This window comes from Mycetocola lacteus (assembly GCF_003667575.1).
GTDB classification, from domain to species: Bacteria; Actinomycetota; Actinomycetes; order Actinomycetales; family Microbacteriaceae; genus Mycetocola; species Mycetocola lacteus.
In genome coordinates this window covers 330,285-354,880 of the sequence record NZ_RCUY01000005.1, presented here as the reverse complement: position 1 = coordinate 354,880, position 24,596 = coordinate 330,285, and the positions used below count along the sequence as shown (strand labels likewise).

Here is a 24,596-nt window from a genome sequence, read left to right as displayed (position 1 = left end):
GTATGGATCTTGAGATTTCTCGTTCGCTCACCATTCCGGCCGCCGAGTTAGAGTGGAGTTTCTCGCGCTCTTCGGGCCCCGGCGGGCAGCACGTGAATACATCGGATTCGCAGGCTCAGCTGCGCTGGAACGTGGCCGAATCGCGGGTGTTGACCGAGCAGCAGCGCGAGCGTCTGCTGGAGCGTTTGCCGGGAATCCTGGTGGACGGGATCATCCAGATCACCGCCTCCGAGCAGCGTTCCCAGCTGCGCAATCGCGAGCGTGCGCTGGTCAAGCTTGGTGAGCGGGTGCGTACGGCCCTGCGTCCCGACGGTCCGCGCCGCCGCGCGACCAAGCCCACCCGCGGATCCCAGCAGCGTCGCCTGCAAGCCAAGGGGCAGCGCTCGCAAACCAAACAGAACCGCCGCCGGCCCGCCGCCGACTAATTTCGGGAAGCCTTGACTTGCGGCCGGCAGGTGCGAGGGCTGTGCTTTCACAACAGATAACGTTCGAAAGCTAGAAGTGGGTTTCTCGCTGGGGTATCTTAAGAAAACCGGCGCTCAGCTTGTCCTTCCAGAATCTGGTGGAACAGCATGGAGTGCCGGTTTTCTGTGCTCGGAGCTAATTATGGGCTCGGAGCTAGAGGGCTGGATATTGCAGTGTCGGTGGGTAGATCGCAAACCCGCTTCGCTCGATCGATCCGGACGTCCAGTGGATCGCCATTGCATGTTTGATTTCGGGCCAGAGAAACGACCGTTGCTCCGGCGCGATGCCGTCCAGCATGCAGCGCGTGGTTGTGTACGCGGCTATGTCGGCTAGTTGAATCAACTCCCGATCCCAGCTACTGAAATCGGTATCGACCCAGAGCGGTTTATCAACAACAAGGTCAAATTTTGGTTTCTCTCGCAGGTTCCGGGCGAGAGCGTCTCGTGCCGCGCTCATCCCTCCCGATCGGAAATAGTGTTCGTGCTGAGTTTGCTGATCCGCGATGATCACGGCGCTTTCATTGCCAAAAAGTTTCTCGATAGAGAGCGCAATGCGCTCATGGAGGAGCGCGTACGCGATGCCAAGCGGACTATCCGATTTAGTTTGCTTGAGCAGCGCAACCTTATCGATCACAATAGTAAAAATAATGGGTCGAAACTTTAAAAAAAATGCGTCCCAGATCGTTTGAGAGTTCCAGCGTTTTTGGTGTCGAATCTAGCCTCTGATAACCAGCCGGAGAATTTAGAGTGTGCCCACTGGCGACCGATCGGGCCGAGCGCATCAGGTACCTTCCCTTGATCTCGGTGTCCGACCAGGGAAGATGGATCCAGTCCGTCCCGAATGAGTGACTCTTGACGTTGATCAGCGCCCTGGCGAGCGGCCGACGTGAGCTGTCGTGAATGCCGATTGCAGACAGCACAAAGTACGGACTTAGACCCTTTTTGAGCACAAGTCCGTGCGATTCTGGCAGCGTTTCGAGGGAATGATCACCGCACTCGTCGACATAAAAAAGCAGCACGAGAACATCGTTACCCACGACCTGGATCGACGCTATTGTTTGCGTCGAAATTGGCTCTACCCGGACAACATGGTCAACTGTATACTGGCGAGTTGCCCACCGATGGACGGTGGGTCCTTCCGCCGAGTATGGCGACCATGTGAAGGGATAACGGCATGGAAAAGATTTCGAAGACGCTGATGAGCTGGGCATCGATTTTGGAGCCCCAGACACGAGAGCAGGCGCTTACCGCGTCTCGTCTGCCGTTTATCTATCCACACATTGCGTTGATGCCCGATGCCCACCTCGGCATGGGGGCAACCGTGGGCAGCGTGCTGCCCACCCTGAACGCGATCATTCCCGCGGCGGTAGGCGTGGATATCGGGTGCGGCATGATTGCCGTGCGTACCCAGCACACCGCCGAATCCATCGCGCACCTGGATCGGGCGCTCCTGCGGGAGGCTATCGAGGCGACGGTTCCGCTGTCGGCCGGGCAGTACAACACCGAGGAAACCGAGACCGCGAGGGTGCGTAACGACGCCCTGGAGGAATCGGCCAGACGCGCCGATTTTGATCCCGCCACCTACGCCCCCAACTGGCGGCTGCAGCTGGGATCTCTCGGTTCCGGCAACCACTTCATCGAGGTTTCGCTGGATGAGGCGGACCGGGTCTGGCTGTTCCTGCACTCGGGTTCGCGCGGGGTGGGCAACAAGATCGCGCAGCATCACATCCGGGTCGCCCAGGAACAGGCGGCACTCTGGTGGATTACCCTGCCTGATCCCGCCCTCGCCTACCTGCCCCAGGGCACCATGCAGTTCACCCGCTACATCAAGGAGCTGCACTGGGCTCAGGACTTCGCCCTGGCCAACCGTGAGGAAATGATGGACCGGGTCATCGCCCGGTTCGCCGAGTGGACGGGGGAGACCGTCACCGAGCACGAGCGGATCAACTGCCACCACAACTACACCGCACGAGAGAAGCACTTCGGCAAGGAGGTGTGGGTTTCCCGCAAGGGCGCGATCAATGCCGCGGCCGGTGTGCTGGGGCTTGTTCCGGGATCGATGGGCACTCGCTCCTATGTGGTGGAGGGGCTCGGGAACCCGGTCGCGCTCAAGTCCTCGCCGCACGGCGCTGGGCGTGAGTACTCGCGCAGCGCCGCCCGGAAGACGTTCACCCGGGAGCAGCTGCGGGAGGCGATGACGGGGATCGAATACCGCGACACCGATGCCTTCATCGACGAGATACCCGCCGCGTACAAGGATATTGACGTGGTGATGGAGGACTCGAAGGACCTGGTGAAGATCCTGCACACCCTGCGACAGATCATCAACGTCAAGGGGGATTAGGCGAGATCCATGCTTCGATGCGCTGAGAATGAGCGCCCCGAAGCATGGGACTCTCCTGTGCATACCGAGCCACGTATACCGTTGCACCTAGACTGGGGTCAGCAATCGGCAACCGCCCTTCGCTTCATTGCAGCCAGGTCTCTCTCCGGAGTGCTGCACATCAGAAGAACGGTGCCGATGATGGAATCGACGTACGCCGAACCCGCAACCTCCACCCTCGGACCGGTGCGCCGCACCACCGCCCGGACCAGCGATTTTCCCCCGATCGCCCACGCCTATAAGCAGGTGTCCGCCGAGGTTCGCGCCGCTGGCCTGCTCAAGCGTGCCCCGCGTTTCTATGCGCTCGTGGGTGCGGGATTAGCCGTGGCCTTCGCCGGCGCGATTGCCGGATCGATTCTGCTGGGGCACAGCTGGTTCCAGCTGATCCTCGCCGGGGTGTTTGGCATCCTGTTTACCCAGGTCGCCTTCCTGGCGCATGAGGCCGCGCACCGTCAGATCCTCGCGTCCGGTCCGGCAAATGACCGCCTGGCTCGGGTCCTCACCTCGGTGGTGGGCATGAGCTATTCCTGGTGGGATTCTAAGCACAGTCGTCACCACGCCAACCCGAATAAGGTGGGCAAGGATCCGGATATCGAGCTGGACACCATCTCGTTTATCGAGGAGGATGCGGCCACCGCAACGGGACTGCGCCGCTTCATTACCCAGCGTCAGGGCTGGCTGTTCTTCCCGCTGCTCACGCTGGAAGGTCTGAACCTGCACTTCCTGGGGTTCAAGCACCTGGCCAGCCCGGGTAAGGTGCGCGGCCGCTGGATCGAGATCGGCATGATCTCCGCCCGTTTTGCCCTGGTCCTGACCCCGCTGTTCCTGTTCCTGCCGCTCGGCATGGCCTTCGCCTTCTTCGGCGTGATGATGGCCGTGTTCGGTGTGTATATGGGCGCCTCCTTCGCCCCCAACCACAAGGGCATGCCGATTATCGATCCAGCGGCCCGTCTCGACTTCTTCTCCAAGCAGGTTCGCACCTCCCGCAACATCCACGGTGGACCGTGGGTCGCCTGGTTCATGGGTGGCCTGAACTATCAGATTGAGCACCACCTGTTCCCGAGCATGGCGCGCCCGCACCTGGCAGCCACCCGTAAGATCGTCCGCGAACACTGCAAGAACCTCGAGGTTCCCTACACCGAAACCTCGGTGCTGCGCTCCTACGCGATCGTGATCGCGTACCTCAACCGGGTGGGCCTCGCCGCCCGCGATCCCTTTGACTGCCCGGCCGCCGCGCAGATGCGCCGCGGTGGGGGACAGCTCGGGGTGTAATACCCGTTACCGCATGTGACGGGCGTGGGTTGTGCCCGCGGGATCCTGAGCCTACGCTCGCACCATGATCACTCTCACGCCCTCCGCCTCGCACGCGCGCCGTGCTCCGGCGCGGATCGGGCGGTAGCGATGTCTCCGCTGACGGGGCTGGCCTTCCTGGCCGGCCTCGTTGTGCTTTCCCTGGTGATCGGGCTCGTGCTTCGCGCCCGGAACGGTCGGATCACGCACCCCACCGCGGATGATCGCCTGGACCCGGGTCTGTTTGGTGTGGATGCCCTCGGACCTGCAGCCACGGTGGTGCAGTTCAGTACCGAGGTGTGCGCGCGCTGCCCGGGTACCAAACGGCTTCTGACCGCGCTCACCGAGGAGCGCGAGGGGGTCAATTTTGTCCACGTGGATGTGACCCATAATCCCGCCCTCGCCAGTCGGTTCAACCTGTTGCAGACCCCGACCGTGCTGGTCCTCGACGGTGCCGGACGCACCTCCGCCCGGTTGTCGGGAACCATCGCGCGGGAGAGCATGATCGCCGAACTTGATGCGGTTCAGGGGGAGTCCCATGCGCGGGGGTGAGTCCGCATTGTCGGCGCGGCTGGACGCATTCAGCGGATCCTGGCGACCATCCGATATCGAGAGTGAACCATCGACCATCCCCGTCAGTGAACCCGATCCTGGAGAAGCCCATGTCCACAGCTGAAAGCCCCGTTCGCCCCGGCCCGCCGCCCGGAACCGTCGACCCGCGTGCACCGCGTGTGGGGGCGGCCATCACGTCGGTGCTGCTGATTATCGGGGTGTTCCTCGCGCTGATCGGGACCTCGGCCGGCGGCAACCTCGGTGGGCTTTCGCTCGGGCAGCGGGTCGCCGATCCCGGATTCCTCGTGCAGCTGTTGGTCGCGGTGCTGTTTGCCTGGTCGCTGGTCGCCCCGGCCAGCCAGCCGCTGACCGTGATCTTCCGCCGCCTGGTACGCCCGCGGCTGTCGCCACCCACCGAGTGGGAGGATGCCCGGCCGCCACGATTCGCCCAGGCCGTGGGCCTCACCGTCGTGGGCATCGGACTGGTGCTGCACCTGATCGGGGTGCCCTGGGCGCTGGTGATCGCCGGATCTGCCGCATTCATCGCCGCCTTCCTCAACGCGACAATCGGGTTCTGCCTGGGCTGCGAGATCTACCTGCTGCTGGTACGGGCAGGGCTGATCGGACGCGGGGAGCGCGCGACGGCCTAGCCCGACGGAATTTTGGGGATTGCTGGCCGTCCCGACTAGAGTGAACATTGTTCAGGAGAACGCCGTTCAGGTCGGGAGGTTGTGGTGCATATCGATGAGCATGCACGTCGCTACGTCATGGGGGCTCACGCGGAGGAGCGTGCGTGAACGGGCGCATCGTCCCGTTTCGTGGTGATCTCGATGCCGTGCTCCGTGTGTTTGCCTCGGTGTGTGATGCCGGCAGTATTCCGCTGATCGGCGACGCACGCTGGCCCGATGCTCAGTGGGATGCGGTTCAGCACCGTGCCGAGACCGCCGAGGTCCCAGACGATGCCGCCTGGGCGACCACGACCTCGGGCAGTAGTGGTACCCCGCGAATACTGGTGCGCTCGACGCGGTCCTGGGCCGCATCGTTCCCCCTGATAACCGATCTGCTGGGCGGTGCCGAAACCGTGGCTCTTCCCGCACCACCCGCCTCCTCGCTCACGCTGTTTTCGCTGGCGCACGCGCGCTCGGGTGGACCCGCTCCGGCGTTTTCTCCGGCGGCGATGCGCGCGGCCACCGCAGTGCATGGAACCCCACAGGGATTCCAACGGCTGCTGGATGCCGACGCCATTCCTGCGGTGCGGACCGCCCTGATCGGCGGTTCGAGCCTTGATCCTGCCCTACGCGCTCGCGCCGAAGCCCGGGAGATTCGCGTGATCACCTATTACGGTGCCGCCGAGCTCTCGTTTGTGGCTGCCGATTATGGCCATGGGTTGCGTCCGCTGCCGGGGGTGGACATCGAGGTGCGAGCGGGCACCCTGTGGGTGCGTTCACCCTTTGCTGCGCTGGGCTACCTCGGGGAGAATGGGCCGCTGCGCCGGGCGGGTGACTGGATCACCGTGGGGGATCTGGCCACCCTCGATGCGGGTGTCCTTACCCTGCGTGGCAGGTCTGATGGTGCCATCCAGACGGCCTCGGCCACGGTCATTCCCGAGGAGGTTGAGGAGACGCTGCGCCTGGTATCCGGTATCACCGAGGCCGTGGTGTTTGCGTATCCGGCCGGTAATGTGGGGTCACTGGTCGCGGTGATTCTCGACTCCGCGAGTGGTCGCGACGCCGCCTCGATTGCGGCGCTGCGTGATCGCGCCGCCGCCCTGCTGGCACCGGCTCATCGCCCGCGGCTCTGGTTTATGGGGGAGATTCCCCGCACCGCCGCGGGGAAACCCGCTCGGGCCGAAATTGTCAGGCGAGTGCTCGCCGGAGAGGTGGAACGTGTTATCCGCTGAACCCATCATCATTGCCGCCCGGCGCACTCCGATCGGGACCCGTGGCCGTGCGCTGGCCCGACTGCGGGTTGAGGATCTGGCCGCCCCGGCGTTCACCGCCGCGCTGGCCGATGCGGCGGTCGTCTTGGAGGACGGCCTCGAGCCCCGCATCGCCGATGTGATCCTGGGCAACTGCATGGGGCCCGGAGGAAACCCCGCTCGTATTGCGGCCCTGGCCGCGGGCCTCGGCGTCGAGGTGCCGGGGGAAAGCGTCGATCGACAGTGTGGGAGCGGACTCGCGGCCATCCTGGATGCGGCCGCGGCCATCCGGGCGGGGGATGCCCGGCCGCGGATTGCCGGTGGCGTTGAAAGTGCCTCCACCGCCCCGGTGCGTTCGATCGAGGGCGTCGCCTATGAGCGGGCACCGTTTGCCCCGGAGGGGTGGGCCGATCCCGATATGGTGCGGGCGGCCGAGGACTTGGCGGTCCATGACGGTATTTCCCGCGAGCGGCAGGATGCCCACGCTGCGCGCAGCCATGCTCGGGCGCGCGCTGCCCGCGCCGCCGGACGCTTCGATGGTGAGCTGGTACCCCTGGCTGGACTCGAGTATGACGACGCGATCGGCGCGGCTGAACCCCTCTTGCGGCGCCTCCCCGCGCTGTTTCCCGGAGGGTCGCTCACGGCGGGCACCGCGACACGGATCGGGGACGGGGCCGCGGCGACGGTCATTATGCCGCGGCATCTCGCCGGCTCGGCACCGGGCCTGATCATCCGAGGGCACGCGGTGGTGGGCTGCGATCCGGCGCTGCCGGGAATTGGGGCGGCCCCGGCCGCACTGGCAGCCCTGGAGCGGGCCGGGGTTGATCGCGACCGGCTGGCGGCCATCGAAATTGTGGAGGCGTTTGCGGCCCAGTCGCTCGCGGTACTGGATCGGCTGGGCCTGGCCGAGGATGATCCGCGGATCTGCTCCGACGGGGGTGCCTTGGCGCTGGGGCATCCGTGGGGGGCGAGCGGGGCCGTGAGTATGGTGCGTCTGTTTAGCCGGCTGGTGCGTGCGGGTGCGCCGGCCGGAACCCTGGGTCTTGCCGCCGCCTCCATCGGCGGCGGAATGGGCATCGCCGCGGTGGTTGAGGTGGTGCGATGAGCCCGCGGGTGTATGGTCCGACCGTGGATGAGCAGACTCGCTGTATCCACTATGCAACCGAACTCGATGTGATTGCGATCCGTTTTATCTGCTGTGATCGTTACTATCCCTGCCACCTGTGTCATCAGGAGACGGCTGATCATGACGCGGTGCCGTGGCCCGCGGATGCCCGCGATCGCCCGGCGGTGCTGTGCGGGGTGTGCCGGAGTGAGCTTTCGGTCACCGACTATCTGGCGGTGGATTCGTGCCCGTCCTGCGCCGCACGGTTCAACCCGTCCTGTGCCCTGCACTATCCGCTGTATTTTGCCTCCTTGGGGTGAGGCTACTCAGGCCGCGGCACGCCGGGGCAAATGCCACCGCGTGTCAAAAATGATATCTTGGGGGCATGGCGACAGTACCACCGCGTGCAACCGGGAGCGGTCTTCGAGAGCGGAAGAAAGCCGATACTCGGCGTGCATTGTCATCCGCCACACAGGCATCGTTTGCTCCGAACGGCCCTACCCTGGACCGGATGTGCGCCGAGGTCGGGGTGTCGAAACGCACTTTCTTCCGCTATTTCTCGGGGCGCGAGGATGCGGCGACGTTGCCGCTACGGGACCAGTGGGAGGGTTTTGAGGCGGCGCTGAATCGTCGGTTAGGTCAGATGGAGCCCGGGATTTCGGTCTTTGCGCTGGTGCAGGAGTCCTTCGCCGAGGCCACTCGGGTCTGCGCCGAGCGCGACCCGGATTGGCTGGCCAGCATGCGCACGGCGCTCCGATTGGAGGGTGAGCATGCCTCGATCCGGGCTCACAACCTGGGGTATTGCGCGGGGATGACCGACGGCGTTGCCGCGGCCATTACCAATCACTCGGGGTCGCCCGCACTGCGTGCCCGGCTCCTGTTTGAGGTGTTTGTGGTTGCCGTGCGTGCTGCCCAGCATTCCTGGTTGGGATCACCCCATGCCGCCACGGACGTGGAGCTGTTCCTCAATCAGCTGGATCGCGCCGTTGCCACCCTGGCACCCAGTCTCGGCCTGCGGGTTCGCGTGGCCAGCGACGCCGAGGGCGTCGCCGGGCGGCCGCGCCGCTAGGCTTCGCGACGGTCGGAGCCGGCAGTCGGAAAAATCTCATCCAGGTAGGTTTTCACGATGTGTTCGGTGACGCCCAGTTCGATCGCCAACTCGGGTATCTCCTGGGTCCAACGCATGGCGTCCGCGATGGCAGCGGGAGCGATCAGTCGGCGAGCGGCGAGAACGTCGGCGAGACGCTCCTCCTTACGGGACCCGGTGGTGTGACCGTATTCGGCATGAGCAATCTCATGCGCAAGCACCGAGCGCTCGTGACGTGCGGCCATGCCCGGTCGGAGCAGGATCATTCCGATGCGTGGCACCCAGAGCCCATAGCGCTTTCCCAGGGTCTGATGTCTCACCCTGATGCCCAGCTGCTGAGCGTGCTCGTGGGGGTTGTACTGCTGCACGGTTATCCGTTCGGGAACTCGGGCTCCCCGCCGTCGTCGTGTGAGGCTACGCGGAGATCTTCTTCGGTCAGTTCGATGTACTCAGTGGATCCATAGTCGCGCAGGGGTGTGACATTGTCCGGTTGCTGCTCACGCTCGCGTGCACGATCGTGAAGCTCACTGAGGAGCTCGATATCGGAGAATTCGGCGAGTTTGCGGCGAATTCTTGAGGGCGAATCGCGACCGGATACTGGTTCAACCGCTCGGAGTGTCGCGGGCTCGAGTGAGGGCGAGGTGGCAGGGAGGTGTGTGCCGAGCGCACGGATGACGCGATACTCGGATTTCTTGGGTACCCCGCTGGCTTCCCAGTTGACGATCGTCTTTTGGTGAACACCAATCCGCCGTGCGAGTTCGCGCTGAGTGAGGCCCGCGGCGTCTCGGGCGTCCTTGAGATCCTGCCAACTAATTGCCATACCTTGACCATAGGCAAGGGTAAGCAATTTATGCAACTTTATTCGCGAGATCTGGCGGAAAGAACAGAAATGCAGCACTGCCATATTTGCTTAAGTTGCCTCTTTTGTCCTATGGTTCACGTGTGTCGGTGTTCCATGCCCGGCGCCGGGAGACCGTGAAGGGAAGAGGGGTTTTGGAAATGAATGAAATGGGGAGTGTGCGAATTCGAGATGCCGCATCGTTGCGAGAGCTGGTGGGTCGCCTGGCTTCGCCGGTGGCATCGAAGGTGATGCTTGAGCGTGGCGGCGTTCATCGAGTGGAGTTGCCGAGTCTGCTGGAGCAGTTGCAGCGGGCGGTGCGATCCTCGATGCGTGATGCGACCGGTATCAGTGGCGGGGGCGGCGGTTCCATGCGCGGTGCGGCCACGGGATCCCTCCTGGATTCGCGTGCGTTTGACGAGGTGATGTATATCCGACGCACCCTCGCCGGGTGGCGCGGTCGATGCGGGCTGGGGCATTCGGAGGCACTGTCGGAGGCTCTTTGTGAGTGGGCCGAAGCGGCCATTCGGCTGGATGCCTGGGGTGAGGGGGAGTGGGCTGAGCTGGAGTCCTGGGCCGCGAAGATTCCCCGGATCCTCGCACCTCCGCGTCGTATTGAGCTCGCGGGGGCGTGCGTGATCTGCGGTGCGGAATCGTTCCCTGGGTCCTCGGGGGAGATGCTCCCGCATCCCATTGTGGTTGAGTATCCCCGCGATATGGCTGATTTAGACGAGGCGCACGCCTTCTGTCGGGTGCCCGGCTGTGGGTGGGAGTGGCACGGTGAATCGGAGTTACGCGCCCTGCGTTTTCAAATGGCATAGAACAAAGATTCGAAAGAATAATAAAAAAGTATTGCGTTAATTCGAATATGTGTGCCATACTGATTCTGCGGCGATGAGTCGCGCCAAAAAGTGAAAGAAGCTCCGCAGCCCTCGGGCCGTGGAGCATTTTTCATTCCCCGGCGCGAGCAGCACCCACTCACCACCTGTGCACCGAGACCTTCGAAGATGCATTCATCTTCGGGCGGGTGATCACCATCACCATTGTGGGGCTGCCGCCCACCTTTCCCTGCATCACGCAGGGGAAGGTGGGGGCAAGCGGGGGAGCTTGCCCAAAGGCCCGCGCTGCGGGTGGGGCCGAGACCGAGGGGGTCTCGGCCCCGATGCAAAAAATGAAGGGAAAACATGAGCGGCTATCCGTGCCCCACCTGTGGGGCCGAGTATTCCTCCCCCTGGGCGGCGGAAGTGTGTGGCGATGATGATCGCGAACAGGACCGTCGAAACAAGGCGTGGATGAAAAACGCTCGCCTCGGACGGGTCCCGTCCGAGTACTACATGCGGTACTCCGGCCAGTCCGGATGATCCGTCCGAACAGAAAGGGGAGTCATGTCCTGGGTGTTAGCCGAAGATGTGATTGCGTCGTGGATCGGGGCGGATGCGCCCGACAATCCCGCGCTTGTCCAGACCTGGATCGACCGAGCCGAACGTGAGGTTCGATTCCGGGTACCCGATATTCAGGCGCGAATCGATGCGGAACAGCCGCCGGGAGAGCTGCGGGAGCGCACCCGAGACGTGGTGATTGCGATGGTTCTGCGGACACTGCGCAATCCCGAAGGTGTGCGCAAGATCACCATCGTGACCGGACCGTTCCGGGAAACGCGCACCTATCCCGAGGGTGTCCCGCTGGGGTTGGTGCCGAGCTCGGATGAGCTTGCCAAGCTCACCGGAACGGGGGTGAGCGCGTGACCCGACGCGTATCCGAAACGGCCGACTGGTTCCGCTTTGTCTCCGGGGGTGAGGATCCGCATGGCCAGCCCATCGGGAGCTTTGCGCCGGCCGCACCGCTGCCGGTCTTGGCGGTAGAGGAAATGACCTCGACCCAGCCACGCACCCCGGGCCATGACCGTCTGATTCGCACGGCGACCGTCTACGTCCCGGCCGATTCCGAGCTGAGCGTGCACGACCGAGTGAGTCTGCGCGGTCGAACCTACGCGGTGGAGAGCGAACCTCGTTCCTGGTGGCACCCGAGCATGGGGCCGATGGGGATGGTGGTGGACCTCCGCCACGTCCAGGGGTAACGCCGAGTGCACAACAAACGATTGACGAGGTTCACACATGGGACGAATTGAATTTCCGGAAGTGGAAGCGATGCTCGCAACCTTCCTGACCGGCCGCGTAGAGGGCCAGGTTGAGGGATTTGTGCCGGCGACCATTCCGGATCGCTTCACCCGCGTGGTGCGTATCGGTGGCGTCGCCGATAACCGTGCTCTTGAGACGGCCAGGGTGTCCTGGACCGCCTGGGGCACGTCCAAGGCCGACGCGGCCGTCGCCGCTCAGCGGGTCCGGTCCGTGCTGCTTAACGACTATATGGAGATGTCGTTGGTGCGCGGGCTGACCGAGATTTCGGGACCGTACTTCGATCCCGATCCCGATACCGGCCGGGCCCGATACTCGGGCACGGTCGAACTTCGGGTGCGCGCTCGGCGCATCTGAGTTCACACGAGGTATCACCAATAAACGTGGTCTCACCCAACCGGGTGGGGCCTTTCTTAATGCCCGAACGGGCGACATGAAGGGAAGTCATATGACTGTAAACGCTGATCTGGCACGTATTTTCGGCGGTGCCGACGCGGTGTACCTGGCACCCGTTGGAACCAAGCTTCCGACCACCATCGGCGAGGCACTGGATGCCTCCTTCCAGGACACCGGCTGGCTGCACGCGGACGGTATCACCGAAACCCCGACCGGTTCGAAGTCCGAGCTGCGCGGTCACCAGAACACCGGTGTCGTGCGGTCGCGAATCGAATCCCCCGGCACCCAGGTGAAGTTTGTGGCCCTGGAAGACAAGGCGCTCACCCGTGAGATCCGCTACGACGTCAAGAATGCGGTGACCGCCGAGGGCGTGCGCACGGAGCGTCGCGGTGCGGGTCAGCGGGTCTCGCCGCGCGCCTGCGTCATCGACAAGTTCGACACCGATGACCAGACCGTCAAGGAGCGCACCGTGATCGAGCGTCTGGAGATCGTTCCCGACGGCGACCGCGTCTACTCCAACGCCGACATCGCCGGCTTCGGCATGCTCGGCGAGATCATCGGCGAGTACACCGTGTTCTCCACCGATCTGGAGAGCCAGCTCAAGCCGTAGGCGTCACGGTAACCACCGGCGGGTGGGGCGAATTCGGCCCCGTCCCACCCGCCAACCACCGGGGCCGACAACAACATAAAACGAACTGAAGGAGAACGGGTTTTGGGCGAGGTAAAGAAGCCGCAGGATCACAAGAAAAAGGTTGAGGTTGTGGACGGTGCCTTTCGGGTGACCGTGCGCGGGATTGACCTGACGGTGTCGAAGGACGTCATGGACGACTTCGAACTGCTGGACGACCTGGCGGCGGCGCAGAAGCGCGATGCTGTCCGGCTGCCCTCGATGCTGCACCGTCTGGTCGGTGATGACTTCGATCGGGTGATGGACGGTCTGCGCGGCGAAAACGGTCGTGTTTCGCTGGAGGAGGGATCCGCATTCGTCAAGGAACTGTTTGAGGCCATCGCCCCAAACTCCTAATCCTCAGTGAGGCCGTCAACGAGCATTTCGGTGCGTTGACGGCCGCGCTGAGGGCCGAATATGGGCTGAGTCTTCCCACGATTCTGCGTGCGCGGACCATGCTCCTCACCGAGCTTGCGGACCTGGTGAGTTACCTGCCCGCCGGAAGTGCGCTGTGGCAATCGGTGGGCGGTCCGTTGGCCATTTCCGACGCGATCCGCGCCGGGCAGGCGGTAGCCCACACGATTCAGATGGTCGCCTGGTCCGAGGGCGGGCGAAAGGGCCCCAAACCCGAAATCGCTGCACCTCCGCCCTACGCCCACGAACGGCGTGAGCAGGAGCGGGTCATGACGCGTAAGGCCGAGGCATACCGCCGTCGACAGCAGCGAGAGTAGTGCCCGGGACGGGCAGAAAACGACGCGAAGAGTAAGTGCTCTTCGGTGATTCTAAGGGGGAGTATGGCCACAGGAGCTGGCATAGCAGAAAACTATTTGCAGATTAAAGCGCGGGTATCCGAGAGTGAGGTGAAATCAGAAATCGAGGCCACGCTGGGTGGCAACGAGGTGGCAACGACCGCCGAAAAGGCCGGCAGCGCCATCGGCGACAAGTATGTCGCCGCGGTGAACAAGATGGTGTCCAAGGGCATGAAGGATGTGAGTACATCAATCATGTCCGGTGCCGGCGAGTTCGTAAACCGAGGCATTGCCAAGCTCAGCGAATTGGAGGCGGCCTCGGGAGATTCGGGCGGCACCTTCAAGGACGCTGTCCAGGGAATGAACGACGCGGTGGACGGCCTCGCCGCCGATGTCATGTCGGGCGCCTTCCCGCAGCTGAAGGACCTGTTTGTCTCGGTGGGGGAATTCCTTCAGAAACTCAGCCCGATCGCCAAGGACGTGGGTGTATGGATCGGCTCGGTCCTCAAGGACATCGTCGCGGGGCTCAAGGATTTCCTCAACGGACTCTCCATGGGTTCCGGGGAGCGAGCCAAATTCGGCGATGACCTTCAGGGGTGGGTCAAGGTGGGGGCCGATGCCCGAGAAGCCATCGAAAACATGGTGAAAACCATCGGGGACCTCTTCGGCTGGATCGGTGAAAACAAGGACCTCCTGAGCACGGTGGCAGTGGGGATTGGCGTCTTCGCCGCGGCGGTGTACGTGGCTACCGCCGCACAAGCGGCGTTTGCGCTGGTGATGTCGGTCAACCCTCTCGTCCTGATTATTTCGGCGGTGCTTGCACTGGTCGCTGCGATCATCTGGTTCTTCACCCAAACCGAGACCGGCAAGGAGATTTGGCAAAACGTCACCGAGTTCATCGGAAACGCGGTGACCTGGCTCTGGGAATCGGTGATTCAGCCCGTGGTCGACTGGATCGTGGGTGCCTGGAATGGTTTGGGTGAGGCGATTGCTGCGCTCTACGAGACCTATATCAAACCCACGTTTGACCTGATCGGGGAGATCTTCCTCTGGATTTACGACAACGTGATCGCGCCGTACATCGTGCAGATGCTGCTAGGTTTCGCGGTGTTGGGTGCTATTTTCACCGGGCTGTGGGAGAACTTTGTTCAACCGATTTTCGCCCTAATCGGGGCGGTGTTCACCTGGCTGTGGGAAACGGTGATCATGCCGATCATCGGATTCATCGTCGGTGCTATTCAGGGGCTGGGGGCGATCTTTACCTGGCTCTATGAGAACGTGGTGATGCCGATATTCAACGCGATTGCGGCGGTATTTCAGTGGATTTACGAGACCATCATTCTGCCGGTTGTAGCGCTGATCTCTGCGGCGATTCAGGCGGCCGGAGCGGTGTTTTCCTGGCTCTACGCAAACGCGATCAAACCCGCGTTTGACGCGATCGGGGCGGCGTTGAGCTGGGTATGGAACTCGATTATCAAGCCCACGTTTGATCTGATCGTGTCCATCGTTAACACGGTGGGCAGCACGATTAACAACGTATTCTCGGGGATTGCGAATTTCATCGGCAACGCGTTCCAGGCGGTTTTGAACGTGGTTCGTGGTCCGCTCAACGCCCTGATCGATCTGGTCAACGGGATGATCAATGGTCTGAACTCGATCAAGGTCACCGTGCCCGATTGGATCCCACGAATCGGTGGGCAAACTTTTGGGTACAACATCCCCAAGATTCCCAGGCTTGCAGCCGGTGGCATCGTCGAGGCACGCCCCGGCGGAATCCTCGCCAACATCGGCGAGGGCCGCCACAGCGAGGCGGTCGTGCCGCTGGATCAGAAATTCTATGACGCGCTGGGTGCTGATCGTGACGCACCTCGTGGCCCGAGCGAACTCGTTGTCCGCGATTCCGATGGCGCGCTGATTGGCCGCATGCGGGTCGAGGCGAATCAGCGCCTAGCCGCATATGAAACCGAACAGGGTCGTCTTGCACGACTCGGATGGGTGGGATAACCATGTTTGAACCTGAGATTCGTGACGTTACGCCTCCGGGTGGTGCGCCAATCGCCGAGGTGTACTTTGGTTCCCTGGCTCGGGGCACCGCCACGATCACCGTCTGGGTCACCACTGGAGGGACCGTGCGGGAGTTGCGCGGCGCGATCCGTCAGCCCACGGTGGGAAGCTACGTGGGCTATGACCGTGCGGTTCCGACCGGTCCCGCGTCCTATCAGGCCGAAATGTTTGATGCACGTGGGAACTCGTTGGGCTGGACCGGATCACGCACGATCGAGCTGGGGTTTACCGATTCCTGGATCCACAATCCGCTGGATCCCGACGGGGCCGTGCGCGTTCGTCTACTCGAGGGCTCGGAGGAGAGCGTGCGACGCCCGCCACAGGGGCACCTGGTGCTCCCACTGGGACGGGCTGATTCCATCTGGGTCGGCACGGGGCGTGCCGGCGTGACCGGGGTGAAGTTCGCGATCTATACCGATACCGTGGCCGATGTTGAGCGCATGCTGGCGATGCTGGGGACACCCGATAAACCCCTCACTCCGATCGTGTGTTTCCGTTTTGGAGCGGGACAGGGGCGGCTGTTGCCCTCGCCGTTCTATGCCGCTCTGCCGGGCGGTACCGACATGCAGGAGGTGAGCGGAACCGCCGATGAACTCGGTGTCATTCACGAGATGCAGGCGACGCAGGCACTCCCGCCGGCACCGGGGATCTTTGTGCCCCTGCTGACATACGCCCACCTCAATGCGTATTACGACAGCTACGCTGCGGCCGGCTCCGACAATCAGTCGTATGCCACGCTTGCGCGCCGAATCGATATTGCGAGGAGCGCATGAGACAGGTAACCGATCAGACCGCGCAGATTCTGGAGCGCGGATCGTTTGAGACACGACTGGTGTGTGATGTTATGCACGGGTCAGAGCGTGTTGCGGCGGATGTGCCCCTGACCGATTGGCAGTGGGCCGAGGATCTGACCGCGGAGGTGAAATCCTCCGGATCCGCCACGATCATTGCCTCGGATCCGTTCGGCCGTTCCCTGCTCGCGCAGGGAACGGCCGGTATCTTTTCGGCCTTTCGCGCGTCCGTGGTGATTTCCCAGATCATTTCGGCCGGCGGATACGAGGAACGGGTACAGCTGGGCTGGGGAAAAGTAACCGAGAATCCTCGGGGCGAGGACACCGTGGTGGGGGATATTGTCGCCTCCTCACTGGTCCCGATCGTGTGGGATGGGCTTGATCGCGTCATCCACCGACACGGGTTTTCCTCACCCGAAACACCGCCTCAGCGCGGCTCCGCATGGAACGAGGTGCGTCGCATCTCGGGTCGCCCCATCGTGCAGAACGTTCCCGACGTGGTCCTGCCCGGCGGGTTGGTCTGGGAAGCGAAGAAGGGGGGACGACTCGCGGCAGTTCAGAAGCTTGCCGAGCTGTTGGGCGGCCGGATGGTGCTCACCGCGCGAGGGGAACTCACGGTCGCACCGGCTCAGCTGGGGCCCGTGGTCGGGACCCTCCGCCTCGGGGCTGAGGGCACCATCACCCAGATCGATACCGAAATCAAGACCGATGGTGTGTACAACCGGGTGGTGGGCATTTACGAGGATTCGAATCGGAACCCGATCACTGTGCCGCCGGTGGAAATCACCTCGGGCCCCCTGGCCGTGGGCGGTCCGTACGGGGTGTATACCGAATATCACTCCTCCGATGCTGTGCGCGACCGGGCGGCCGCCCTCAAGGCGATGAATGCGATTCTCGAAAACTCCGTGGGCGGGCAAAACTATCAGGTTCAGATCCAGTGTGTGACCGATCCACGGATTCAAATTAACGATCATATTCGCGTCGAGGGGGCGGGCCTTTCCGGACGGGTACTGTCTGTATCTCGTTCGGCCGCGGCCCTGATGACGGTCAAACTGGAAGTGCCGAGGGTGATGCGATGAGCATGGGAGAACGTCTGGCACGAGTGGAACGCTCGGTGCCACAGGTCGAGGCCCGTACGGCCATTTTTGTTCGGATGGACGGGCCCTTTGCGTTGGTAAATGTGGGGGACTCCACAGTCCCGGTTCGCTGTTCTGGGTATACACCACCGGTTGAGGGGATGAGCGTGCAACTGATCAACCAGGCGGGAACCTGGTTGCTGACCGGCCCCGCTGTTCCCCTGGTTTCGCGGGGCCGAATCACGGCGCTGGGCTCGACCCAGCACACGGTTTCCGTGGGGGACCAGGACTATCTGCTGGGCATGATTAGCGGGCTGTCTGTCCAGGTGGGAGATCCGGTCACCATCGATTGGGCTAACCGGGTCATCATCGGCAAGCCCACCACCGATGCACCCTCGGTGGGTACGCCCGGTATTAAACCGCCCAGTATCACGCGCTTTGATGTGACCGTTCAGGCGGTTACGTCGGCAACCTATCTTGAGTCGGAGAACCGATGGTCCGACGGTGAGCTTCTCGCCGCACCCGGACGAAGCGGCGCGTGGTTTTACGGAAGCGCCTTGGCAAACACCCTGGTGGGTGCCTCGGTCGAAACCATCTCGATCTATCTTCCGGCGATAAGGCTTGAAAACACGCTGGTTTTGGGTGTTCATACCCACGCCCAAGCGCCCACGGGGGCACCGGTGTTGACCGCTCAGATCCCCCTGGATTCGGCTCGGGATTGGGTTGTCCTCCCTAGCAGCTTGGTGTCTGCACTACAGGCCGAATCCGCACGCGGTGTGGGGATCACCTCAACAACCGGTGACAACCAGTTTGCCGGCGTGCCGGGTGATCCGCTCTCGGGCGCAATTCGTATCACCGGAACCCGATAATTTTGGGCCCGCTGGGCCCCATAACCAAAGGAGAAATAATGGCAGTTAGTTCACGAGACCCGGGAACCGGGCAGCCGATCATCCTCGACACCTCGGCTGTAACGCTGGGCGCCGACTTCAAGGCCGTCAGCGACTTCGCGGCCAAGGGCGCCACGCGCCTGCTTGGACCGCGCGACGGAATTGAAGGACGCACCCAGTGGGCGTATCACCGCGAGGGGCTGCAGTGGTACGACACCACCGAACGTCGGCTGTACGAGTCCCGGTCGGGCGCGTGGCGTCCGTACTTCGCACACGAGGAGTTCACCACCCAGGTAGGCGGGTTGGTGGACAACCGGGTGTCGGATGTCGGAGTTTTCACCCGTGATGCCGCCCGGTCCACAGCCTCCGTCGGCACGTTTTTTCGCAACGGCGAGATCCGTATTGTCGCCGATGGACTATACGCGATCAACTACTACGCGGTGTTTAGCCGGCCGATGGGCGGACGGTCGCTGCTGATGCTGCGGATCGCGGATGTTGAGCTGGGCCGCACCATGGGTATCCTCTCGGAAAGCGCGTGGTCGGTAAACGTTCCCAATGCGCGACTGCGTGCGGGGGAAATTGTGCGTGTGGACATCTATAAGAACAACGGGGATTCAAACACCACGCTCAATGGAAAGTTCAGCATCACGCGAATTGGGGATCTGTAACGCCTGAAACCGAGGTCCCCAGCTGGCTGATTCCGCTGTTGATCGCCGCGATGCCGCTCACCGGAGCGGTTGTCGCGGCGATCCTGTCCTACCGAGCGGCCCTGCGGCAGACCGGGAGCACGGCGGCGTCCGAGCTGATCTCGCAGTTGCAGAAGGAACTGTCGAGGTATCGAGAGGACGCCGACCGGCGTGCCACCGCCCAGGATGAGCGGGTGAATCGGTTGGAGCGCTACCTCGACGGATACCGCTCGTACGCGCACCAACTGCGCACCCATATTTTCGCGGGCCGTGGCGCACCGCCGCCCGAGTGGCCCAAGGACCTTCCACGATAGGAGAAACATGACTCATCAACACGCATCCCCCTCGGGGGAAATCTGGTTTCGCAATCAGCGAGTCTGGCGCACGGTGCTGGCCGTGGGAATTCCGGCGGTCATCTCGCTGGTCGCGATTGTGCCCGAGATTATTCAGGCGATCCTGGCCGAGGCGGGGGAGAGCCTGCCGGCCGGCGTACGCACGGCGCTGCTCGGGGTCGCCGCGGCGATCACCACGGTGGCGGCCGTGATCAGCCGTATTATGGCGATCCCCGCCGTGGATCGCTGGCTGCGCACGTATACACCGTTCGGGTCTTCCCCGCGCGCCGAGAATCGAGGGTAGGCATGGCCGGCAACGTTCCCCTGGTCCTCAACGGTCCCGCCGCGGCACGGGCCCTGGTCGCCCGGGGTGCCGTGCGCGCCGGCTGGTGTCTGGAGGAGGTCGACCGCGCGTTTGGAGCCCCGCGTTCGGACCGGGTGATGCCCTATCCGAACGCGGCCGCCGCACTCACCCGGGTACGGCAGTTGGGGGCGCTGCGCACGGGCCCAATCTCCGAGGCTCCCGAGGGCTCCGTCCTGTACTACACCTTTGGCAGTCTGGGGCATATCGCGCTCAAGGGTGCCGGCGGACGCGTGGCCACGATCGACTTCCCCACCCGCGGAAAATCCGCCCTGGTCGATCCCAATGACATGGCGCGCGGATGGCCCTCGGTGCGCTACGTCGGCTACGCCTGGGGGCCCGGAGCCTACCTGGGCAACACCGTATCCGTGGCCGTTCCTCGGCCGCCCCAACCCGAGCCCACACCCGAAGGAGAATTTATGCCCAAGATTGTTCACGCAACCTCGCCCAAACCGGGCACCATCGCACTGATCTCGGAGTTTAGTGCCCGTGTGTACACCGCACCCGGTGGGGATCAGGGGGCGTCGATCGCGGTAAACGGTCGTGCCTTTGGTACCGTCACCGGATTCACCGAGGCCGAGGTGGCCATCCTGGTGGCCGAAGCCGAGGCACGCGGGAGCGCGCTGGCGGCGAAGATTGCTCGCGCTCAGGGTTAGCGCACCCGGAAAAACGGGGCGGTTCCGAGAGGAACCGCCCCGTTTTTGTGGTTAACCGAGTTAGTAGCGCGCGGAGATTCCGCCGTCGGCGTGCAGGAGTTGACCCGAGATCCAGCGTCCCGCCGGGGACACCAGAAATGTCACGAAGGCGCCAATATCGGCCGGGGTTCCCAGCCGACCCTGCGGGGTGAGTCGGGTCAGTTCGGCGCGGGTGTCATCATCCATCCAACCGGTATCGATCGGGCCCGGATTGAGGACGTTGGCCGAGATGCCGCGCGGACCCAGTTCTCGGGCAGCCGAGATGACCACGCGATCCAGGATTCCCTTTGACGCGCCATAGGGGAGGTTGCCGGTCACGTGATCGCTGGTCAGCGCGATGATTGCCCCACCCGTTTCGGGTGCCTGCCGGGCGAAGGCGGTGAGGAGGAGGAAGCTGGCGCGGGCATTGACCGAGACATGGAGGTCAAAACTCTCCGCGCTGGTGTCGAAGAGTCCGGATTCCACATCGTGTGCGTGGCTGAGGATCAGCGCCTCGATCGGGCCGTGATCGCGCACCACCGCATCGATCAGGGCCTCGGGTCCGCCCGGCACGGTGAGGTCGGCGGGATAGTCGGCACCGTGCAGGTCGCTGGTGGCAACCGTCCAGCCGGCGGTGCGGAGCGCGGCGGCGATACCAGCGGCGATGCTGTTGTCGCGGGCGGCCCCGGTGATCAGAGCGAGGGACATGCCGCGAGTCTAGCGGCCCGCGGTGAGCTCGGCCAGCAGCACCTCGACCCGGGCGCGAATCTCGTCGCGGATGCCGCGGACGGTCTCGATGCCCTGCCCGGCGGGATCGGTGAGTTCCCAATCCTCATAGCGCTTGCCGGGGAAGATGGGGCAGGTGTCGCCGCAGCCCATCGTGATCACCGCGTCGGCCTGCCGGACGGCATCGGTGGTGAGGATCTTGGGGGAGTAGGCGGCGATATCGATGCCCACCTCCGCCATCGCCTCGACCGCGACCGGGTTCAGCGCTTCCCGGGGTTCGGACCCGGCCGAACGCACATCCACGCGGCCCTGGGCCAGGTGCTCCAGGAAGCCGGCGGCCATCTGGGAACGGCCGGCATTGTGCACACAAACAAACAGGACGGTGGCGATGGGGGGCATGAGACTCCTCGGGTGGATATTGATGGGGATCAATGTATAGGATGACTATACATTGATGCCCATCAATATGAATTGGAGACCTCGTGTCGCACACCCCACCCCTCACCCTGGCGCTCACCGATATCTCCGGACGCGCCGAAACCTGTGAGCCCGGGGAAGCGGCGGCCACGCTCGATCGTGCCGAGGCCGAAAAGTTCGCCGCCCGACTCCGCGTGATCGCCGATCCCACCCGCCTGCGACTCATCTCCCTGGTGTCCGCGCAGACGAACCGCGAGGCGTGCGTCTGCGATCTGACCGAACCCCTGGGCCTCACCCAGGGCACCGTCTCCCACCACCTGAAGATCCTGGTGGAGGCGGGTATCTTCACCCGCGAACAGCGCGGAACCTGGGCCTATTTTGGTCTGGTGCCCGGGGCGCTGGCCGCGTTGGGCGCCGAGGTACAGGCGCTTTAGGGCCCGTTTGGCCCCTCGCCGCCAGCCCACGGTATCGGGCCGGACACGGCTCACTCGACTCAAAATTGTTGCGCCGCGCCGAGTCTGGGGCCCCATCAGGGCGCATAATCAATTCATCCCCGCAGGCCAAGGAGCCCCCACGTGACCGTTGTTGCCATCGCCATTTTTGTCATCACCCTGGTGCTGGTGATCTGGCAACCCCGCGGACTCGGCATCGGCTGGAGCGCCCTGGGAGGTGCCGCCCTGGCGCTGCTGACCACTGTGGTGAGTCTGAGTGATATCCCCACCGTCTGGGACATTGTGGGCAATGCGACGTTCGCGTTTGTGGGGATCGTGCTGATCTCGCTCATCCTGGATGAATCCGGACTCTTCGAGTGGGCGGCCCTGCACGTGACCCGCTGGGGACGCGGCAACGGGCGCGCGCTGTTTGTCCTGGTGATCCTGCTCGGTGCGGTGATTTCGGCGCTGTTTGCCAACGACGGGGCGGCGCTGATCCTCACCCCGATCGTGATCCAGATCCTGCTCGCCCTGAAATTCTCGGCCCGCGCGTCGCTGGGCTTTGTGCTCGCCTGCGGGTTTATCGCCGACGCCGGCAGCCTGCCCCTGGTCATCTCCAACCTGGTCAACATCGTCAGCGCCGACTACTTTGGGGTGGACTTTGCGCGCTATGCGCTGGTCATGGTTCCGGTGGGGATCGTGACCGTGGCGGCGAGCCTCGGCGTCCTCTACCTGGCGTTTAGACGCTCGATTCCCCGACGCTACGATCCGGCCTCCGCGCCCGACCCACGCTCGGCGATTCGCGATCCGCTGACCTTCACCGCCGGTTTTGTGGTGCTCGGGGTGCTGCTGGTGGGCTACTTTGTGGCCGACCCGCTGCACATCCCGCTCTCCATTGTGACCGCCGTGGGTGCGCTCGCGCTGATCCTGGTGGCCGCCCGACAGCCCGCGTTCCTCTTCAGTCGGGCGAAATCCCTTGATTCGGGCGAGGGGGCGGGCACGGCCCCCGATGGGAGCGTACGACTGCGGCGCATCTCGGTCACCAAGGTCGTCCGCGAGGCACCCTGGCAGATCGTGATCTTCTCGGTGGGGATGTACCTGGTGGTGTACGGGCTGCGTAATCAGGGCCTGACCGATCACCTGGCCGGGGTGTTTGCCGAGCTCGGCAACCATGGCGTGTGGATCACCGCCCTGGGTGTCGGCGTGATCGTCGCGATCCTCGCCTCGATCATGAACAACCTGCCCACCGTCCTGATCGCGGCCCTGGCTATCGGTGCCGCCGGGGCGACCGGGCTGACCCACGAGGCGATGATCTACGCCAACGTGATCGGCTCGGACCTCGGCCCCAAGATCACCCCGATCGGCAGCCTGGCCACCCTGCTGTGGCTGCACGTGCTGGACCGCCGCGGCATCCACATCGGCTGGGGACGCTACTTCAAGACCGGCATCGTCCTGACCCTGCCGGTGCTGGTGATCTCGCTGGCGAGCCTGGCCGGCTGGCTGCTGATCATCGGATAGCGCGCCGCTACTTCTCGCGTCGGGGCAGTCCCGGCGGGTTGAGTGCCGAGGTGGGCAGGATCTCCTCGGCCACGCCCCAGGGCTCTAGGGCTCGGGCGAGCGTCCCGGTGTCGATCAGGGTTTGCAACACGGTGTGTACCGGCTGCGCCAGCCCATTGCCGCGCGCCGTGGCCGCGCCCACATCGGAGATATCCGGCCAGCCCGCCTCCACCGTGCCCACCACCCGGACCTCCTGATCGGCTGTGGCGCGGAAGATCGCGCTGGGGTTCGGGCCCAGGATGCCATCCACCCGGCCGGATTTCAGTGCCAGGAGCGAGGCGGCCTCGTCATCAAAATACTGCAGGGTGAGGGGCTTGAGCCCGGCCGCCCGGTTCGCCTGGTCCCAGTTCAGCAGGATCTGCTCCTGATTGGTGCCCGACCCCACCACCAGGGTCAGTCCGGCCACATCCTTGGCCTCGGCGATGCGGGTGATCCGCGAGTCCGCGGCAACCGTGAAGGCGTGCAGCCCGCGACGATAGGTTGCAAAGTCAAACAGGTCCTTGCGCTCCTCGGTGACCCCCACATTGGAAATCACCAGGTCGTACTTGCCCGACTCGACCCCGAGGGGCCAGTCGGCCCAGCTCACCACCACCAGGTTGAGCGTGAGACCCAGGCCGTCGGCGATGAGCTGGGCGGTATCCGGTTCGCTCCCCACGGTGGCCCCGTTTTCGGAGACATAGCCCAGCGGTGGGGTAAACGGACTGATGGCGACCGTGAGTTTTCCGGCGGTGGCCGGGGCGAAACCGCTGGCCGAGAGCTCGGCAACCGCCTCGGGGATGGCCGGGGTGCGCACGCGCTCGCGCTGCTGGTCGGGGTCGCTGTACACCCGCTCCTCGGTCGCATCCGTCTGTTGGGGGCGCAGCGGACCGGCCACCAGTCCCCAGGTGATCCCGGCCGCCAGCAGCGCCAGCACCGCTGCACCGATCACAATTCCACGCGTGTTTGCCATGAGTGTTTCCCTCCCCGATTCCCGGGGTGCGGGTGCGCGCCCGGGTGCGGATCACGGTACG

At 63.9% G+C, this 24,596-nt stretch carries 32 protein-coding genes; 26 read left to right on the top strand and 6 right to left on the bottom strand.

Annotated elements, in window-relative coordinates:
- The first annotated feature begins 2 nt into the window (after positions 1 to 2).
- Positions 3 to 425, top strand: coding sequence for an alternative ribosome rescue aminoacyl-tRNA hydrolase ArfB (gene arfB / locus D9V34_RS07195; RefSeq protein WP_121688159.1), 423 nt, complete (start codon positions 3 to 5; stop codon positions 423 to 425).
- A 193-nt stretch (positions 426 to 618) separates the two neighbouring features.
- Here the strand turns inward: arfB and D9V34_RS07190 are convergent, their stop codons facing one another.
- A complete protein-coding gene (locus tag D9V34_RS07190) occupies positions 619 to 1,098 on the bottom strand; it encodes a hypothetical protein (protein WP_121688158.1) in 480 nt (159 codons plus the stop codon).
- A gap of 540 nt (positions 1,099 to 1,638) precedes the next feature.
- On the opposite strand from D9V34_RS07190, the gene D9V34_RS07185 reads away from it, so the two are divergent.
- From D9V34_RS07185 to D9V34_RS07150, 8 genes are all read left to right on the top strand, one after another.
- Positions 1,639 to 2,808: an RtcB family protein gene (locus tag D9V34_RS07185; RefSeq protein WP_121688157.1), complete on the top strand. Its 1,170-nt coding sequence runs from the start codon at positions 1,639 to 1,641 to the stop codon at positions 2,806 to 2,808.
- 177 nt (positions 2,809 to 2,985) lie between these two features.
- A complete protein-coding gene (locus D9V34_RS07180; protein ID WP_121688156.1) occupies positions 2,986 to 4,119 on the top strand; it encodes a fatty acid desaturase family protein in 1,134 nt (377 codons plus the stop codon).
- A gap of 129 nt (positions 4,120 to 4,248) precedes the next feature.
- Entirely contained in the window at positions 4,249 to 4,689 is a 441-nt protein-coding gene (locus D9V34_RS07175) for a thioredoxin family protein (protein WP_121688155.1), read from the top strand.
- Positions 4,690 to 4,799: 110 nt separating this feature from the next.
- Positions 4,800 to 5,339, top strand: coding sequence for a DUF4395 domain-containing protein (locus tag D9V34_RS07170; RefSeq protein ID WP_121688489.1), 540 nt, complete (start codon positions 4,800 to 4,802; stop codon positions 5,337 to 5,339).
- 143 nt (positions 5,340 to 5,482) lie between these two features.
- Positions 5,483 to 6,589, top strand: coding sequence for an AMP-binding protein (locus D9V34_RS07165; protein ID WP_245991951.1), 1,107 nt, complete (start codon positions 5,483 to 5,485; stop codon positions 6,587 to 6,589).
- Entirely contained in the window at positions 6,576 to 7,712 is a 1,137-nt protein-coding gene (locus D9V34_RS07160) for a thiolase family protein (RefSeq protein ID WP_245991949.1), read from the top strand. Before D9V34_RS07165 ends, D9V34_RS07160 begins: the two co-directional genes overlap by 14 nt.
- A gap of 23 nt (positions 7,713 to 7,735) precedes the next feature.
- Positions 7,736 to 8,032, top strand: coding sequence for a CHY zinc finger protein (locus D9V34_RS07155; protein ID WP_342772993.1), 297 nt, complete (start codon positions 7,736 to 7,738; stop codon positions 8,030 to 8,032).
- A gap of 137 nt (positions 8,033 to 8,169) precedes the next feature.
- Positions 8,170 to 8,781: a TetR/AcrR family transcriptional regulator gene (locus D9V34_RS07150; RefSeq protein ID WP_147441643.1), complete on the top strand. Its 612-nt coding sequence runs from the start codon at positions 8,170 to 8,172 to the stop codon at positions 8,779 to 8,781.
- Here the strand turns inward: D9V34_RS07150 and D9V34_RS07145 are convergent.
- Positions 8,778 to 9,167: an ImmA/IrrE family metallo-endopeptidase gene (locus D9V34_RS07145; RefSeq protein WP_183091893.1), complete on the bottom strand. Its 390-nt coding sequence runs from the start codon at positions 9,165 to 9,167 to the stop codon at positions 8,778 to 8,780. The genes D9V34_RS07150 and D9V34_RS07145 overlap by 4 nt on opposite strands.
- A gap of 2 nt (positions 9,168 to 9,169) precedes the next feature.
- On the bottom strand, positions 9,170 to 9,619 hold the full coding sequence (locus D9V34_RS07140) for a helix-turn-helix transcriptional regulator (RefSeq protein WP_183091892.1): 450 nt from the start codon (positions 9,617 to 9,619) through the stop codon (positions 9,170 to 9,172).
- A 197-nt stretch (positions 9,620 to 9,816) separates the two neighbouring features.
- Here D9V34_RS07140 and D9V34_RS07135 point away from each other — a divergent pair, with 197 nt between their 5' ends.
- From D9V34_RS07135 to D9V34_RS07065, 15 genes are all read left to right on the top strand, one after another.
- The gene (locus D9V34_RS07135) at positions 9,817 to 10,458 is read left to right on the top strand and encodes a hypothetical protein (RefSeq protein ID WP_147441642.1); all 642 of its coding nucleotides are present in this window, start codon (positions 9,817 to 9,819) and stop codon (positions 10,456 to 10,458) included.
- 564 nt (positions 10,459 to 11,022) lie between these two features.
- Positions 11,023 to 11,382 (top strand): hypothetical protein, encoded by a 360-nt coding sequence (locus D9V34_RS07130; RefSeq protein WP_121688149.1) that lies wholly within the window; start codon positions 11,023 to 11,025, stop codon positions 11,380 to 11,382.
- The gene (locus tag D9V34_RS07125; protein WP_121688148.1) at positions 11,379 to 11,714 is read left to right on the top strand and encodes a hypothetical protein; all 336 of its coding nucleotides are present in this window, start codon (positions 11,379 to 11,381) and stop codon (positions 11,712 to 11,714) included. Before D9V34_RS07130 ends, D9V34_RS07125 begins: the two co-directional genes overlap by 4 nt.
- 37 nt (positions 11,715 to 11,751) lie before the next feature.
- The gene (locus tag D9V34_RS07120; protein ID WP_121688147.1) at positions 11,752 to 12,129 is read left to right on the top strand and encodes a hypothetical protein; all 378 of its coding nucleotides are present in this window, start codon (positions 11,752 to 11,754) and stop codon (positions 12,127 to 12,129) included.
- 91 nt (positions 12,130 to 12,220) lie between these two features.
- Positions 12,221 to 12,778, top strand: coding sequence for a phage tail tube protein (locus tag D9V34_RS07115; RefSeq protein WP_121688146.1), 558 nt, complete (start codon positions 12,221 to 12,223; stop codon positions 12,776 to 12,778).
- A gap of 102 nt (positions 12,779 to 12,880) precedes the next feature.
- The gene (locus D9V34_RS07110; protein WP_121688145.1) at positions 12,881 to 13,192 is read left to right on the top strand and encodes a hypothetical protein; all 312 of its coding nucleotides are present in this window, start codon (positions 12,881 to 12,883) and stop codon (positions 13,190 to 13,192) included.
- 35 nt (positions 13,193 to 13,227) lie between these two features.
- Positions 13,228 to 13,566 (top strand): hypothetical protein, encoded by a 339-nt coding sequence (locus D9V34_RS07105; protein ID WP_121688144.1) that lies wholly within the window; start codon positions 13,228 to 13,230, stop codon positions 13,564 to 13,566.
- A 129-nt stretch (positions 13,567 to 13,695) separates the two neighbouring features.
- Entirely contained in the window at positions 13,696 to 15,588 is a 1,893-nt protein-coding gene (locus D9V34_RS07100; protein WP_147441641.1) for a phage tail protein, read from the top strand.
- Between the two features lie 2 nt (positions 15,589 to 15,590).
- Positions 15,591 to 16,421 (top strand): hypothetical protein, encoded by an 831-nt coding sequence (locus D9V34_RS07095; protein WP_121688142.1) that lies wholly within the window; start codon positions 15,591 to 15,593, stop codon positions 16,419 to 16,421.
- On the top strand, positions 16,418 to 17,518 hold the full coding sequence (locus D9V34_RS07090; RefSeq protein ID WP_121688141.1) for a hypothetical protein: 1,101 nt from the start codon (positions 16,418 to 16,420) through the stop codon (positions 17,516 to 17,518). Before D9V34_RS07095 ends, D9V34_RS07090 begins: the two co-directional genes overlap by 4 nt.
- A 158-nt stretch (positions 17,519 to 17,676) precedes the next feature.
- Positions 17,677 to 18,384, top strand: coding sequence for a hypothetical protein (locus D9V34_RS07085; RefSeq protein ID WP_121688140.1), 708 nt, complete (start codon positions 17,677 to 17,679; stop codon positions 18,382 to 18,384).
- A gap of 38 nt (positions 18,385 to 18,422) precedes the next feature.
- Complete coding sequence (locus D9V34_RS07080; protein ID WP_121688139.1) at positions 18,423 to 19,070, top strand: hypothetical protein; 648 nt, start codon at positions 18,423 to 18,425, stop codon at positions 19,068 to 19,070.
- A 50-nt stretch (positions 19,071 to 19,120) separates the two neighbouring features.
- On the top strand, positions 19,121 to 19,402 hold the full coding sequence (locus tag D9V34_RS07075; protein WP_147441640.1) for a hypothetical protein: 282 nt from the start codon (positions 19,121 to 19,123) through the stop codon (positions 19,400 to 19,402).
- Positions 19,403 to 19,409: 7 nt separating this feature from the next.
- Positions 19,410 to 19,724 carry a hypothetical protein gene (locus D9V34_RS07070; RefSeq protein ID WP_121688137.1) on the top strand — a complete coding sequence of 105 codons (315 nt, stop codon included), beginning with the start codon at positions 19,410 to 19,412 and terminating at the stop codon, positions 19,722 to 19,724.
- A 2-nt stretch (positions 19,725 to 19,726) separates the two neighbouring features.
- Positions 19,727 to 20,437, top strand: a complete 711-nt coding sequence (locus D9V34_RS07065; protein ID WP_121688136.1) for a hypothetical protein — start codon at positions 19,727 to 19,729, stop codon at positions 20,435 to 20,437.
- Positions 20,438 to 20,497: 60 nt separating this feature from the next.
- Here D9V34_RS07065 and D9V34_RS07060 read toward each other — a convergent pair whose 3' ends face one another.
- Together D9V34_RS07060 and D9V34_RS07055 are read right to left on the bottom strand one after the other, a co-directional pair.
- Positions 20,498 to 21,163: an SDR family NAD(P)-dependent oxidoreductase gene (locus D9V34_RS07060; RefSeq protein ID WP_121688135.1), complete on the bottom strand. Its 666-nt coding sequence runs from the start codon at positions 21,161 to 21,163 to the stop codon at positions 20,498 to 20,500.
- Between the two features lie 9 nt (positions 21,164 to 21,172).
- Positions 21,173 to 21,580: an arsenate reductase ArsC gene (locus tag D9V34_RS07055; RefSeq protein ID WP_121688134.1), complete on the bottom strand. Its 408-nt coding sequence runs from the start codon at positions 21,578 to 21,580 to the stop codon at positions 21,173 to 21,175.
- An 83-nt stretch (positions 21,581 to 21,663) separates the two neighbouring features.
- Between D9V34_RS07055 and D9V34_RS07050 the strand changes: the two genes are divergently transcribed.
- Positions 21,664 to 22,032 (top strand): ArsR/SmtB family transcription factor, encoded by a 369-nt coding sequence (locus tag D9V34_RS07050; protein ID WP_220700555.1) that lies wholly within the window; start codon positions 21,664 to 21,666, stop codon positions 22,030 to 22,032.
- A 141-nt stretch (positions 22,033 to 22,173) separates the two neighbouring features.
- Positions 22,174 to 23,547, top strand: coding sequence for an arsenic transporter (locus tag D9V34_RS07045; protein WP_121688133.1), 1,374 nt, complete (start codon positions 22,174 to 22,176; stop codon positions 23,545 to 23,547).
- A 7-nt stretch (positions 23,548 to 23,554) separates the two neighbouring features.
- Here the strand turns inward: D9V34_RS07045 and D9V34_RS07040 are convergent, their stop codons facing one another.
- Positions 23,555 to 24,535 carry an ABC transporter substrate-binding protein gene (locus D9V34_RS07040; protein ID WP_220700554.1) on the bottom strand — a complete coding sequence of 327 codons (981 nt, stop codon included), beginning with the start codon at positions 24,533 to 24,535 and terminating at the stop codon, positions 23,555 to 23,557.
- Positions 24,536 to 24,596: the final 61 nt, after the last annotated feature.